Annotated in this window: 10 protein-coding genes; 5 read left to right on the top strand and 5 right to left on the bottom strand. The window is 73.3% G+C overall.

All coding sequences use genetic code 11. The annotated features are described in order from the left end of the window. Window positions 1-96: 96 nt before the first annotated feature. Window positions 97-1776 (top strand): PucR family transcriptional regulator, encoded by a 1680-nt coding sequence (locus tag IE262_RS25445; protein WP_134028439.1) that lies wholly within the window; start codon window positions 97-99, stop codon window positions 1774-1776. 179 nt (window positions 1777-1955) lie between these two features. Continuing rightward, window positions 1956-2714: a hypothetical protein gene (locus IE262_RS25440; RefSeq protein ID WP_229877462.1), complete on the top strand. Its 759-nt coding sequence runs from the start codon at window positions 1956-1958 to the stop codon at window positions 2712-2714. Window positions 2715-2834: 120 nt separating this feature from the next. Here the strand turns inward: IE262_RS25440 and IE262_RS25435 are convergent, their stop codons facing one another. After that, window positions 2835-3695, bottom strand: coding sequence for a GntR family transcriptional regulator (locus IE262_RS25435; RefSeq protein ID WP_373305127.1), 861 nt, complete (start codon window positions 3693-3695; stop codon window positions 2835-2837). 177 nt (window positions 3696-3872) lie between these two features. Between IE262_RS25435 and IE262_RS25430 the strand changes: the two genes are divergently transcribed. Both IE262_RS25430 and IE262_RS25425 read left to right on the top strand, forming a co-directional pair. Continuing rightward, the gene (locus IE262_RS25430) at window positions 3873-4715 is read left to right on the top strand and encodes a (2Fe-2S)-binding protein (protein ID WP_189876823.1); all 843 of its coding nucleotides are present in this window, start codon (window positions 3873-3875) and stop codon (window positions 4713-4715) included. A gap of 341 nt (window positions 4716-5056) precedes the next feature. Next, complete coding sequence (locus tag IE262_RS25425) at window positions 5057-6100, top strand: DUF2637 domain-containing protein (protein ID WP_134029022.1); 1044 nt, start codon at window positions 5057-5059, stop codon at window positions 6098-6100. A gap of 112 nt (window positions 6101-6212) precedes the next feature. Here IE262_RS25425 and IE262_RS25420 read toward each other — a convergent pair whose 3' ends face one another. Beyond that, entirely contained in the window at window positions 6213-6665 is a 453-nt protein-coding gene (locus IE262_RS25420; RefSeq protein ID WP_373305143.1) for an ATP-binding protein, read from the bottom strand. 259 nt (window positions 6666-6924) lie between these two features. Further along, the gene (locus IE262_RS25415; RefSeq protein WP_189876820.1) at window positions 6925-8250 is read right to left on the bottom strand and encodes a protein phosphatase 2C domain-containing protein; all 1326 of its coding nucleotides are present in this window, start codon (window positions 8248-8250) and stop codon (window positions 6925-6927) included. A 212-nt stretch (window positions 8251-8462) separates the two neighbouring features. On the opposite strand from IE262_RS25415, the gene IE262_RS25410 reads away from it, so the two are divergent. Then, window positions 8463-10826 carry a glycosyl hydrolase family 95 catalytic domain-containing protein gene (locus tag IE262_RS25410; protein ID WP_189876817.1) on the top strand — a complete coding sequence of 788 codons (2364 nt, stop codon included), beginning with the start codon at window positions 8463-8465 and terminating at the stop codon, window positions 10824-10826. 359 nt (window positions 10827-11185) lie between these two features. Here IE262_RS25410 and IE262_RS25405 read toward each other — a convergent pair whose 3' ends face one another. Continuing rightward, window positions 11186-11689, bottom strand: coding sequence for a methylated-DNA--[protein]-cysteine S-methyltransferase (locus tag IE262_RS25405; RefSeq protein ID WP_134028450.1), 504 nt, complete (start codon window positions 11687-11689; stop codon window positions 11186-11188). Window position 11690: 1 nt separating this feature from the next. Continuing rightward, window positions 11691-13100 carry a bifunctional transcriptional activator/DNA repair enzyme AdaA gene (locus IE262_RS25400; protein WP_229877490.1) on the bottom strand — a complete coding sequence of 470 codons (1410 nt, stop codon included), beginning with the start codon at window positions 13098-13100 and terminating at the stop codon, window positions 11691-11693. Window positions 13101-13196 lie beyond the last annotated feature (96 nt).

The raw sequence follows: 13196 nt of genomic DNA, 5'->3' as shown, positions 1-13196 counted from the left end.
CCGGCCCCACGCGGGGCACCCCCGCCGGGCGCCCCGCCCATGATCGGACGTAGATTTCCGGACACGACGACCCGACAAGAACGGCGGCGAACACACATGCGGCTGCGCGCACTGCTGGACACCGACGCGCTGGGCCTGCGGCTGCTCGGCGGCGAGGACGAGCTGGAGCGCACCGTGCGCGGCGTGATGACCACGGACCTGCGCGATCCCAGCCGCTACCTCTCCGGCGGAGAGCTGGTGCTCACCGGGCTCGCCTGGCGCCGGGACGCCGCGGACTCCGAGCCCTTCGTACAGATCCTGGTGGGCGCCGGGGTCACGGCGCTCGCCGCCGGTGAGGCCGAGCTGGGGCACGTACCGGAGGACCTGATCACGGCCTGTGCCCGGCATCGGCTGCCGCTGTTCGCGGTCAGCGAGTCGGTGGCCTTCGCGACGATCACGGAGCACGTCGTCCGGCAGGTCTCGGGCGAGCGGGCCGGTGACCTGGCGGCCGTGGTGGACCGGCACCGCCGGATGATGACCTCGGGACCGGCGGGCGGCGGTCCGGACGTGGTCCTGGACCTGCTCGGTTCCGACCTGGACCTGGGCGCGTGGGTGCTCTCGCCCGCCGGGCGGCTCGTCGCGAGCCCGAGGGTGGGCGGGCCCGCGCTGCCCGCCGACGTGTGCGCCCGGCTCGCCGCCGAGCACCTGGCGGCCACGCGCTCGGGCCGGCGTGGACCGCACCGGGTGACCGTGGGCACGACGACGTACTCGCTGTTCCCGGTCCGCGGCACCGGCCGGACCGCCGCCGCCCGGGACGTACGCGAGACCGTGCTCTCCGAGTGGCTGCTCGCGGTCGAGGCGGACGCCGGGGACTGGGCCGAGGAGCGGCTCGATCTGCTCCAGGGGGTCACCCAGCTGATCGCGGTCGAGCGGGACCGGCGGGAGGCGGCCCGTACGGTACGGCGGCGGCTCGCCCAGGAGGTGCTGGAGCTGGTGCAGGCGGGTGCCGCGCCCGCCGAGATCGCGGCCCGGCTGCGGGTGGCGGCGCCGGTGCTGCTGCCCGGCCTGGGAGCGGCCCCGCACTGGCAGGTGGTCGTGGCCCGGGTGGAGTGGGACGGCGCGGACGGCGCAGACACCGTCGGCGGGCCGGTGGCGCAGGCGCTGCTGGAGGAGATCCTCGCCGCCCCCCGGGCGGCCGGGCCCGAGCACGCCGACCGTATCGCCGTCGCCCACACCGGTGGCGAGGCGATCGCGCTCGTCCCGCTCCCGGCGGTCTCCGCCGAGCACGACGGCTCCGAGTGCGGTGTCGTCGCCGACGCGCTCCTGGAGTCCGTGCGTGTCCCGTTGACGGCCGGCCTGAACGACGACGGGCGGCTCACGCTCGGCGTGAGCGCGGCGGTTCACTCGGCCGAGGGGCTGCGCGGGGCGCTGGAGGAGGCGCGGCACGCGCGCAGGGTGGCGGCGGCGCGGCCCGGCCGGGTGTGCGCGGCGGGCCACCAGGAACTGGCGTCCCATGTGCTGCTGCTCCCGTTCGTCCCGGACGACGTCCGCCGTGCGTTCACGGCCCGTCTCCTCGACCCCCTGCGGGACTACGACCGCCGCCACCGCGCCGAACTGATCCCCACCCTGGAGGCGTTCCTCGACTGCGACGGCTCCTGGACGCGCTGCGCCACCCGGTTGCACCTGCACGTCAACACGCTGCGGTACCGGGTGGGCCGCATCGAGCAGTTGACGGGCCGGGACCTCTCGCGCCTTGAGGACAAGCTGGATTTCTTCCTCGCCCTGCGCATGAGCTGAGGTCACGGGGGTGCGCGATGGGAGGCACGCGGTGCCGTCCGTGCGCCCCGTCTCACCCCATGACTTTGTGAAATCCTTCACCCGACCCCTTGGCCGGGTACCTCGATCCGTGCTGAGATGCCGCCACCACTCAACAGCTCGAAGGCGCGCTCGGGGAGGGCAACGTGGCGCATCCCGCCATGTCTGGTACGGGAACGACCGCGGACGACGATCCGCTCCAGACCGCGGTCTGGCGGTTGCGCTCGCGCGCCTGCTGGGCCGACGCGGCGGCGCTGCTCCCGCCGACCACACCGGCGGCCTCGCTCCAGCGGGCCGCGCTCCTCGTCGAGCGCTGCCTCTACACCGAGCAGGGCTGGGAGGAGGCCGAGGACGCGCTCCGCACGGCCGAGGCGCAGGCCCAGAGCGACGACGAGCGGGGCGCGGCGGCCTGTGAGCGCGGGCAACTGGCGTACGCGGCAACCCTGTTGGGGGTGCGGGACCGGGCGGACGAGGCTCGCGCGGCGCTCGGCCGGGCGGCGGCCCTGATCGCGCCGGGCGCACCGGGCCGGGCCCTGCTGGACTTCCGCCGTGGCCTGCTGGCCGAGAACCTGGCGCGCTCCCCGCAGGCCGCCCGCGCCGCCTACCGCCGCGCGCACGCGGGCGCCACCGCCCACGACGACCCGCTGCTGCTCTCGTTCACCTGGCGCCACCTCGCGGGACTGGCTCTGCGCGACGGCGAACTGGCCGAGGCCCGCCACGGCTTCTCCGAATCCCTGCGCATCCGCGAGGAGTTGGGCTACCTCGTGGGCACGGCCCCGGCGCTCGCGTCCCTGGCGGACGCGGAGACGGACCCGGAGGCGACCCGCCTGAGAACGGAGGCAACCCGCCTGTTCCGGCTACTGGGCGGCGTACCGACCTGGCTGGCCCGCCAGCTGACCCCACCGACGGCAACGACGTGAGGGGCAACTGTCCACGCGAGGGTGCGCCGCCGTAAGGGGCGCGGGGAACTGCGCGACAAGCCACGAACAACCCGCAGCCATAAGTCGGCCGAAACCCCAACGGCGCTCTCATCAGGGCACTCACACCCCAGAGAAGTGCTCCTGCAACAGCGCCTGCACCGCACCCAGGTCCTGTGCCATCAGCGCGTCAAGCAGGGCGAGATGCACGGCGGCGTCTGCCATCAGCTCGGCGCGGCAGCGCCCCGGCTCGCCCCCCAACGGCCACTGAGCGCGACGGTGCAGATCGTCGGCAACGCGCACGAGCTGTTCGTTGCCCGCGAGAGCGAGTACCGCACGGTGGAACGCCCGGTCCGCCTCGCCGTACGTCGCCCGGCAGCCGGACGCCGCCGCCCGCGCGGTCTCCTCGGCGAGGGGCCGTAGCTCGGCCCAGCGCTCGGCGGGCAGGGTACGGGCCAGGCGCAGCACGACGGGCGTCTCGATCAGTGCCCGTATCTCGGCGAGTTCGGCCAGCTCGCGGGCGCCGCGCTCGACGACGCGGAAGCCCCGGTTGGGCACGACCTCGACGGCGCCCTCGACGACGAGTTGCTGCATGGCCTCGCGCACGGGGGTCGCCGACACCCCGAAACGCTCGCCCAGCGCGGGCGCCGAGTACACCTCGCCCGGTGTGAGCTCCCCGGCGGCGAGCGCGGCCCGCAGGGCGTCGAGGATCTGTCCGCGGACGGAGGCCCGCTGGAGGACCGGACGGGGAACGGGCGGCTCGCTGTGGGTGTGCTCACCCCGGACCGTGTCGCTCCGCGCGGGATGAGCGGCGCTCTGGGCGAGCCCCCGCGCCCGGTCCACGTCCGCCGCCCCGGGCTGCTGTGGCACCCGGGCGGCCCGGCCGCGCACCTCGGGGAACGCGGGCTCGTTCCCGGAGTCGGCCCCGGTGTCGGTGTCGTCGGAACCCCGTGGGTCCCGCGGGCGCGGTCCGGCCTGCTCCACGGGTCCTCCTCCGGGGTCGATGGTGTGCGGGGCACTCGGATTGCTACGGCGGTTGTTACCGGCCGTTAAGCACGATAAGCGCATCGAGCGTCAGTTCCCATATCGAGCACCTCGGCTAAGGTAAGGCTTACCTTTTGATCATCGCTCTACTCGACGACCGCGAAACGGGGGTCTCCCATGCCGCTCCCAGCACCGGCGGCGTCGCCGGTCACGGATGCGTACACCCGGCTCACCGAGGTGTATCCGCACCTGGGCGTGACGGAACTCTCCCTCACGGACGAGACACCGCGGGGTGACGGCTGGGTCCCGGTCACGCGGCTCACGGAGGGCGGGGCCGGCCTCGACGCGTTCCTCGCCTGGGACGACGAGCAGGTGCTGCGGGAATACGGCCGGAAGGCGCGCCCGGACGTCATCGCGAGCTTCGGCCTGCACCGGTACGTGTGGTCGGCCGGTCTGCTGTTCACCGTCCCGTGGTTCCTGGCGCGCCGGGTCCCCCGCTTCCCCGTGCGGCACGTCGCCTTCCAGCGGACCGAGGGCCGCCTGGCCGTCCGGGTCGGCGCGTTCGCGTGCCTGCCGGACGATCCGGCGGCCGGCCTGCCCGGCGCGCGGGTCGTACCGGACGAGGAGGCCCTGCGGGCCGAGGTACGGGCGGCGGTCGCCGAGCACGTCGAGCCGGTGCTCGGTAGCTTCGGCCCGCGCATGCGGCGCCGAGGGCGCGCCCTGTGGGGCATGGCGACCGACGAGGTCGTCGAGGGGATCTGGTACGTCGCCCAACTGCTCGGCGAGGAGCAGCGCGCACAGCGCGAGCTGGAGCTGCTGCTGCCCGGCACGACCAAGCCGTACGTGGGCTCCGCGGCGTTCCGCGAACCGACGGACCCGGACGGCTCGTCGCTGCCCACCCGGGACCGGGTCAGCTGCTGCATGTTCTACACGCTGCGCCCCGAGGACACCTGCGCCGGCTGCCCGCGCGTCTGCGGCACGGAACGCATCGCCAAGTTGACTGCGGCCGCCGCGAGTTGACGCCCAGGGCAGCCCGAAGACCCGCTGCCCTCGATCCCCAACGCACCCCGCGCGGCAGCGCGCGGCAAGTGTCGTAAGATCCACAAGCGGCATGGACCGCGCACCGGGTTACGGGAGATTCACAACTTCCTCACCAGTCGCGGGAACTTTCCGAGGAACCACCCGTACGGGTAGTGTTGCTCGCACTCAACTCCCGGCCCTCGCACGCCAGTTCGAGCAGAATGCCGCCTTGCGCATCTCCGTGCACTTTCTTGGCGGCCTCTTGCCCCGAAACCCCCTGAGGGCAGCGGTGATTGGGCCACTATGGCGGGCGTTACGCCCCATCCCATTGCAAGGGACTGATCAGATTGACCGACATATCGCTGAACTGGCTGCTTCCGGGCGCCGTGCTGCTCCTGGGCATGCTGGCGGCGATGGCGGTGCTCGCGCGTGGAAAGCGGTCCGGGGAGCACGCGAAGACCGAGGACTCGTGGGAACGCAGCGAGGAACGCCGCCGGCGCAAGGAGGCCCTGTACGGCACGGCCTCCTACATCCTCCTGTTCTGCTGTGCCGCGGTCGCGGCCGCCCTCTCCTTCCGTGGCCTGGTCGGCTTCGGCGAACAGAACCTGGGCCTCAGCGGCGGCTGGCAGTACCTGGTTCCGTTCGGTCTGGACGGCGCCGCCATGTTCTGTTCCGTGCTCGCGGTACGCGAGGCCAGCCACGGTGACGCGGCGCTCGGCTCCCGGATACTCGTGTGGACGTTCGCGGGCGCGGCGGCCTGGTTCAACTGGGTGCACGCGCCCAGGGGCCTCGGCCACGACGGCGCCCCGCAGTTCTTCGCGGGCATGTCCCTCTCCGCCGCGGTGCTGTTCGACCGCGCGCTCAAGCAGACCCGCCGCGCCGCGTTGCGCGAGCAGGGCCTGGTCCCGCGCCCGCTGCCGCAGATCCGCGTCGTCCGCTGGCTGCGCGCGCCCCGCGAGACGTACAAGGCCTGGTCGCTGATGCTCCTCGAAGGTGTGCGCTCCCTGGACGAGGCCGTGGAGGAGGTGCGCGAGGACAAGCGCATCAAGGACGAGAAGCGGGACCGCAAGCGCGAGCAGGAGCGCCTGGAGCGTGCCCACCTGAAGGCGATCAGCCGCGGCCACCGGGCCCTGCCCGGCCGTGGCGGCGGGCGGCAGGTGGACGTGACCACCGTGGAGCGCGTCTCCGAGCCCGCCCCCGCGGAGCCTGCTCTATCCGCGCCGGAGCCGCTGCCCGTTCGTACGCGTCCCTCCCTTCAGCCCGTCCGCGGGAGTTCTGACAAGCCGGGCACCGTCGACCTCACCGCGGAGGACGACACCATGGCCCTGCCCCGGCTCGACTCCCTGGAGCGCAAGCTCAAGGACCTGGAGCAGCAGTTCGGCTAGAACACGCTCCCGCTCGCGAAGGCCGTGTGGCCTTCACGGGCCGTACGGGGCGGGGGCGCGGCACGCGAGCCGCGCCCCCGCCCCGTTTCCGGTCAGAACGGCCCCGGGACCATCACGCGGCGTCCGCGCCCAGTTCGAACCACACCGCCTTGCCCACGCCGTGGCTGCGTACGCCCCAGGAGTCCGCGAGGGACTGCACCAGGATCAGGCCGCGGCCGTGCGTACCGTCGCCGGCGTCCGCTACCCGCGGTTGGGGTCTGCGGCCCACGAAGTCCCGTACTTCCACGCGGAGTTCCTGCGCTGAGACGGTGGCCGTCAGGACCGCGTCGCGGTCGGTGTGGATGAGTGCGTTGGTGACGAGCTCGCTGGTCAGCAGCTCGGCTATCTCCGATCTACCCGGGCGCCCCCAGTGCCGGAGGAACTCCCTGAGCGCCCTGCGGGCCTCGGGCACCGCCCGCAGATCCGCCCGTCCGAGCCTGTGTCTGAGTTCCCCCGCGCCCGTCTGGTCCGTGCCACCGTCGGTCGTTTCCTCCGTCGCCTTCGCCGAGGAGGCCCCGATCGCCACGGGACCACCCCCTCGCGCCTGCCTCTTCATGGCCCCCGTCCGCACGCCGATGACGATCCCCTCCCGCTCGAACGCGTTCACGGGATCCATGCCCCGTCAGGGAAGCGACAGTCCTACCGCATCGTCAAGCACCATCCGTAGGCTTTCAAACGCACACAGTCAAGCCACTGTGCGGACAGTCCACAGCACCCTCACCACCAGGGAATCCATCGCGCGGGGCAACCGCACCGGAGGCGGACGCCTCCCGCCGCCGGCCCGGTCATCCCTCCCAGACGCCCGCGGCCGTACGGTCGTCGGCGTACCCCTTCACCCGGACCTGGGTGTCGGCGAGGAAGGCGGCGAGGCCCGGGGGCTTCCCGTTCGCCCAGCGGGCCGTGAGGTGTTCGGCGAGCTGCGGTTCGCCGCGCAGGGGGTCGGCGAGACCCGCCGTGCACAGCAGCAGCGCGTCCCCCGGGCGGGCCACTGAGGCGCGGAAGCGGAAGGGGTCGGCAGGCGGTGCGGGGGCGGGCTCGTACGGACTCGGGGGCGTCGCGATGCCGAGGTTCATGGTCAGGCGGTCGCCCTCAGGGGTCTCGTGGGGCGGCGAGCCGAAGCCCACGACGGGCGCGCCGGTGGTCGCGGTGGCGCTCGGCTCTATATCCTGCCACTCGCCGTCCCGCAGCCGGAACAGACCGCCGACGCCGATACCGAAGAAGACACGCGTACGGCACTCCGGGTCGGCCGGGAGCAGCAGGCAGCGCAGGCCGGCCGTGTACTCCTCGGGCTCGACGCCCTGTTCGGCGGCGCTGGCGCGGAGTCGGCCGAGGGCCCGGTCGGTGAGCCGGTGCAGCCCCGCCTTCAGGTCGCCTCGCCGGGCGGCCCGGAGGTCCTCGGCGAGCCGGACCTGACTGCGGCCGACAGCCCGCCCGATCCACTCGCACGCCTCGGCCGCCGCACGGTGCGCCCCCGGCGTGGCGCGGGCGCCGGTCGCCATGGCGACGAGCACCAGCGCCTCGTCGCCCGAGCCGAACCGGGCGGTCAGCAAGGCGTCCCGGCGCGGCTCGCCCCGGTACCGGGCGGAGTCCCCGCGCACGGAAGCGGCCCGCAGGGTGCACGCCCCGTACTGCGCCCCGTCCAGCACGGTGTCCGCGACGAGATCCCCGAGGTCGTCCGGGTCCGCGGCGGGCAGCGCGGTGGGCTCCGCGTCGTACGTGGGCGGCCCGGAACCGACATAGGCGACGGCGGTCGGCCCTTGGCCTTCACCAGGGGCGGCCTGACGCGAGGGGGCGGCCAGGTCGTACGAACCGGACCTGTCGTCACGGAGCCTGCCATAACCGGACTTGTCGCAATCGGAGTTGCCGTAACCGGAGTTGTCGTAGGGAACGTAGGGAGCGGAAGGGGACGCGTCGGGCGGAGGCGTGGCGCCGCTGGACGGGGACTCCGGTCGGGGCGCCGGTCCCTGCCCCACCGTGCCCGCCGCCGAGGCGAAGCGGTCGTCGAGGGAATCGGCCGCGGCCGCGGGTCCCGTGTCCTCGGTGGAGTCGTCGTACAACTGCCCCCACCAGTCGTCCTCGTGACGGGTGGTCCTCGCCCCCTGCTGGCTCATGCCCCTAATTGTCCACCGCGGGAGCCGGATGAAAACGGGGCTCCGGGAAAATCCAGGTGGCGCATCCGACGAGGCTGGCCCCAACCCCCTCCTCACACATCGGACCTCTCCCTCCTTATTGACGAGCACACACACCTTCTCTACCTTGCATCGCGGGATAGCTCCGATGAATCACCCTGTGAAATGTGCTGTTTGAGCCGCCGGGAGGCACCATGTCCCGCCCGTCCGAAGCGCAGCCCAGCCCCTCCAGACGTACCGTCCTCGCCACCGGAACCGCCCTCGGCGGAACCCTCGTCTCCGGCGGTCTGCCCGCCGCCCCGGCGAGCGCGTCCGCAGTCGCCGCTCCCGGCCTCGCCCCCTCCGACCCCTGGCGCACGGTCCTCGACGACGCCGACCTGGTCTGGCAGCGGATGCCGACGACCTGGTACGAGGGCCCGTTCCTCGGCAACGGCTTCCTCGGCTCCGGGATCTACGCGGAGCCGGGCGGCAGCCAGGAGGACGGCACCTGCACCGCCGTGCGCTTCAACGTGCAGCACTCCGAAGTCCAGGACCACCGCCCCGAGTTCGGCTCGCTGTTCGGGCTCGCCCGGCTGCCGATCGGCCACTTCACCCTGGAACCCGTGGGCCGCATCACCGGCCTGGACTGGCGGCTCCGGCTGCGCGACGCCGAGCTCACCGGAACGCTCACCACCGATCGGGGCACGCTCACGATCCGGGCCCTGGTGCACACCTCCCGCTCGGTGCTCGCCGTGGAAGTCACGCCCAGCGAGGGCGAGCGCGGATTCCGGTGGGTGTTCCACCCGGCGGACGCGATCAGCCCGCGTGCCGCGTTCAAGCCGCTGCCGGACGGCTACCGGGGCAACCCTCCCGCCGAGGTCGGTGAGCAGGACGGCGTCTCCACCTCCGTACAACCCCTGCTGTCGGGCGGGCAGTACGTGACGGCGTGGCGGGAGCGGCGCGCGAGTGCGAGTGCGAGCCGGACGCTGTACGTCCACGTGGCGTCCTCGTATCCGCGGAACACGGCGCTGCGACGGGCGGTGCGGACGATCCGGACCGCGTCCGGGCTGCCGTACGCCCGGCTGGCGTCGACGCACCACGACTGGTGGCACGCCTACTACCGCAAGAGCTTCCTCTCCCTGCCGGACGCCCGCATCCAGCGGTTCTACTGGATCCAGCTGTACAAGGCGGCGTCCGCCGCGCGCCGGGACGCACCCGTGATGGCGACCTGCGGGCCCTGGCTGGAACCCACACCGTGGCCCAACACCTGGTGGAACCTCAACGCGCAGTTGGAGTACTGGCTCATCCACGGCTCCAATCATCTCGAACTCGACGCGGTCACACGGTCGTTGAGCGCGTTCCGGGAGAACCTGACCAAGGAGGTGGCCGCCCCGTACGACGCCGACTCGATGGGCATCCCCCGCACCACGGACCCCTCTCTCGTCAACGGCGCGGCGAGCCCGCTCATGGGGTACGGCGTCGGCATCCCCGGCCAGAACCCGCCGACCCCCGAGGTCGGCAACCTGACCTGGGCCCTGCACAACGTCTGGCTCAGCTACCGCCACACGATGGACGAGTCGATCCTGAGAGACGTCCTCTTCCCGCTCCTGCGCAGGGCGATCAACTACTACCTCCACTTCCTGGAACCCGGCCCGGACGGCAAGCTGCATCTCCCGGCGACGTTCTCCCCCGAGTACGGCGACGACTCACGGGACTGCACCTACGACCTGATGCTGCTGACCTGGGGCTGCCGTACGCTGCTGGAGTCCGCCGAACTCCTCGGTATCGACGACGAGCTGGCGCCGCGCTGGCGCGAGGTGCTGGCCAAGCGGGTGCCGTATCCGACGGACGCGAACGGTTTCATGATCGGCGCGGACGTTCCCTTCGCGAAGTCGCACCGCCACTACTCGCATCTGCTCGCCGTGTACCCGCTGTACGAGGTGACCGGCCGCACGCCCGAGGAACGGGCGCTGATCGAGAAGTCGTTGGCGCACTGGGTCGGCTTCGAGGGCGCGCTCCAGGGGTACACGTTCACGGGCGCGGCCTCGATGTCGGCGCTGCTGGGCAAGGGTGAGGACGCGCTGGGCTACCTCGGCGAGCTCATGTCCCGTTTCATCCAGCCCAACACCATGTACAAGGAGTCGGGCCCGGTCATCGAGACCCCGTTGTCGGCCGCCCAGTCCCTGCACGACATGGTCTGCCAGTCCTGGGGCGGCGTCATCCGTGTGTTCCCCGCGCTGCCGGCGGCCTGGGCGGACCTGACGGTCCACGACTTCCGTACGGAGGGGGCGTTCCTGCTCTCCGCGGTACGCGAGGGTGGCGTGACCCGCTGGGTCCGGCTGACCAGCGAGGCGGGGGCGGCGTGTGTGGTACGGCACGGGATCGCGGGGGCGATCGATGTGCGCGACGGGTGGGGGCGGCGGTTGCGGTACTCGGATGTGGGTGGGGGTGCGGTCCGTATCGCTCTGGGGAAGGGCCAGTCGGCGCTGATCACGGCGAAGGGTGACCGTCCTGACCTGACGATCGCGCCGGTGCGGGCGAACGAGGATGCGCCGAGGTGGGGGTTGCCGACCGCGTGAGTGTTGCCCCGGGGGTGTCTTCGCCCCCGCCGCCCCTACCCGTCCCGTCCCAGGGGCGCTGCCCCTTCGACCCCGCCAAGGGGGCTACGCCCCCTGGACCCCCAGGGCTTCGGGGCTCCGCCCCGGACCCCGTTCCGGGGGCCAGCCCCCGGGCCCCCGCTCCTCAAACGCCGGAGAGGCTGGATTGTGCGGCCGGGGCTGGAATGTGCGGCCGGGGCTGAGATTTTCGGCCGAGGCCAGGCACCTCAGCCCGTCCGCCGTTTGAGGACGAGGCCGTTCAGGCCGACAAGCGGGGGTCTGGGGGCGCAGCTCCCAGGGATGGGACGGGTAGGGGCGGCGGGGGCGACAACCCCCGGCGGTCAGCCCAGGGGCGGCGACACCGCCCCCTCCAGCCCAAGCAGCCACAGCTTGCGGTCGAGACCCCCCGCATAGCCCGTCAGAGAGCCATCCGCACCGATCACCCGGTGGCACGGCCGAACGATCAGCAGAGGATTGGCCCCGATCGCACCACCGACGGCCCGAACCGCCGCCCGGGACGCCCCGATACGCGCGGCGATGTCGCCGTACGTCGTGGTCGCCCCGTACGGGACATCGTCCAGCGCGTCCCACACCCGCTCACGGAACGCGGTACCGCTACCGCGTACCTCCAGCCGGAACTCCTTGAGTTCACCGGCGAAGTACGCGCCGAGTTGCTCCTCGGCCGCGCGGAAGAGGCTCGGCGCGCACCGCCACTCCGGCTGGAGGACCCGCCCGCCCCTCTGGCCGGGGACGGACAGGGAAGTCAGGGCTCCGGAATCGTCGGCGGTGAGGAGGAGCCGACCGAGAGGGCTGTCGATCTGCGTGTAGTGGACGAGCTCGGACATGTCAGACTCCGGTTTTCTCTCGCTCGGACCGGCGGGCGGTCCTGAGGTGGTGCAGGGCGTACGAGCGCCAGGGACGCCAGCTCTCGGGGGCGTGCACGCCCGGCGGCGCGACGTCCGGGTCGCCGAGCGCGCGGGTGCGGATCACGGCGACGGTACGGGCGTCCATGCCCGGCAGCGCCCGCAGCGCCTCCTGTGCGTCGTCCCGGTCGGCGCCCGCGTCGAGCCGTAGCGTCCCGTCGGCCAGCGCGGCGGCGAGCGCGCCGAGGGTGCCACGGCCGTCCTCCGCCCCCGCGAGCACGGCGGGCTCGGGAAAGACGTGGGTGAGCGCGCCGCGGGGCGCGTCCAGGGGCTTCCCGTACGTCCGCACCAGTTCCTCGGCCCGCGCCACGCCCACGACGGCACGTACGGCCAGTTCCTCAGGGTCGGCGGCACCGGGTGACCGCAGGCCGGGGCGCGCGGCGACCGACGGGGCGAGCCGGGGATCACGGGCGAGCCGCCCGTCCACGGCGTACGGATCGGCGTCGAGGTCGAAGAGGCGCCGCAGCCGCTGTACGGCGGTGGTGAGGTCACGCGGATCGCAGAGCCGGATCCGCGCGTCCAGCCAGCCCCCGCGGCCGGTCCCCGAACCGCCGCCCGGACGCTCGTCGACGGCGACGATCCCGTGGCCGTGGGGCAGCCGCAGCGTGCGCCGGTAGGTGCGGCGGCCGCGTGGACCGGTCATGTCCTCGACGCCGGCGACCGCCTCGTCGGCGAGCAGGTCGAAGACGGCGGCGGACTGGTAGGGCCCCCGGTGGGCGAGCCGCAGCGGAATCCCGGTGGACGGGGCGGCGGCCTCCCGGCCGGGGGCGTCCCGGCGGGGCGCGGCGGCGCGCAGTTCGGTGGGCGTGGCGGCGTACACGGCGCGGATCGTGTCGTTGAACTGCCGCACGCTGGCGAAGCCGGAGGCGAACGCGATCTCCGTGATCGGCAGGCCGGTGGTCTGCAACAGCAGGCGCGCGGTGTGCGCCCGCTGCGCGCGGGCCAGCGCCACCGGCCCCGCGCCGACCTCGGCGGTGAGCTGCCGCTGGACCTGGCGGGCGCTGTACCCGAGCCGTACGGCCAGCCCGGCGACGCCCTCCCGGTCGACGACACCGTCGCCGATCATGCGCATGGCACGACCGACGACGTCCGCGCGTACGTTCCACTCGGCGGAGCCGGGCACCGCGTCCGGCCGGCACCGCCGGCAGGCCCGGAACCCGGCGCCCTGGGCGGCCGCGGCGGTCGCGTAGTACCGCACGTTGTGCCGCTTCGGCGTCACCGCGGGGCAGCTCGGCCGGCAGTAGATCCCGGTCGTCTCGACGGCGAAGAAGAACTCGCCGTCGAACCGTGCGTCCCTGCTCCGCACGGCCTCGTACCTGGTCTCTTCATCGATCACGCTTCCCAGGATGGACGACGGCGGGGGTCGGGGCTGGCGGGAATCGGACACGGCGTTGGAGCGCGGCATGCGGGGGAGGCGGGGCTGGGGGCG

This window comes from Streptomyces bluensis (genome assembly GCF_014650715.1).
In the GTDB taxonomy this organism is placed as follows: domain Bacteria; phylum Actinomycetota; class Actinomycetes; order Streptomycetales; family Streptomycetaceae; genus Streptomyces; species Streptomyces bluensis.
The sequence above is the reverse complement of the archived record's forward strand: the minus strand, read 5'-3'. Positions and strand labels throughout refer to the sequence as shown.

What these genes read in the sequence shown, in the direction of transcription:
- IE262_RS25445 (WP_134028439.1), top strand. Translation starts at nt 97, where the DNA reads ATGCGGCTGCGCGCACTGCTGGACACCGACGCGCTGGGCCTGCGGCTG.
- IE262_RS25430 (WP_189876823.1), top strand. Translation starts at nt 3,873, where the DNA reads ATGCCGCTCCCAGCACCGGCGGCGTCGCCGGTCACGGATGCGTACACC.
- IE262_RS25405 (WP_134028450.1), bottom strand. Translation starts at nt 11,689, where the DNA reads ATGTCCGAGCTCGTCCACTACACGCAGATCGACAGCCCTCTCGGTCGG.
- IE262_RS25415 (WP_189876820.1), bottom strand. Translation starts at nt 8,250, where the DNA reads ATGAGCCAGCAGGGGGCGAGGACCACCCGTCACGAGGACGACTGGTGG.
- IE262_RS25410 (WP_189876817.1), top strand. Translation starts at nt 8,463, where the DNA reads ATGTCCCGCCCGTCCGAAGCGCAGCCCAGCCCCTCCAGACGTACCGTC.
- IE262_RS25440 (WP_229877462.1), top strand. Translation starts at nt 1,956, where the DNA reads ATGTCTGGTACGGGAACGACCGCGGACGACGATCCGCTCCAGACCGCG.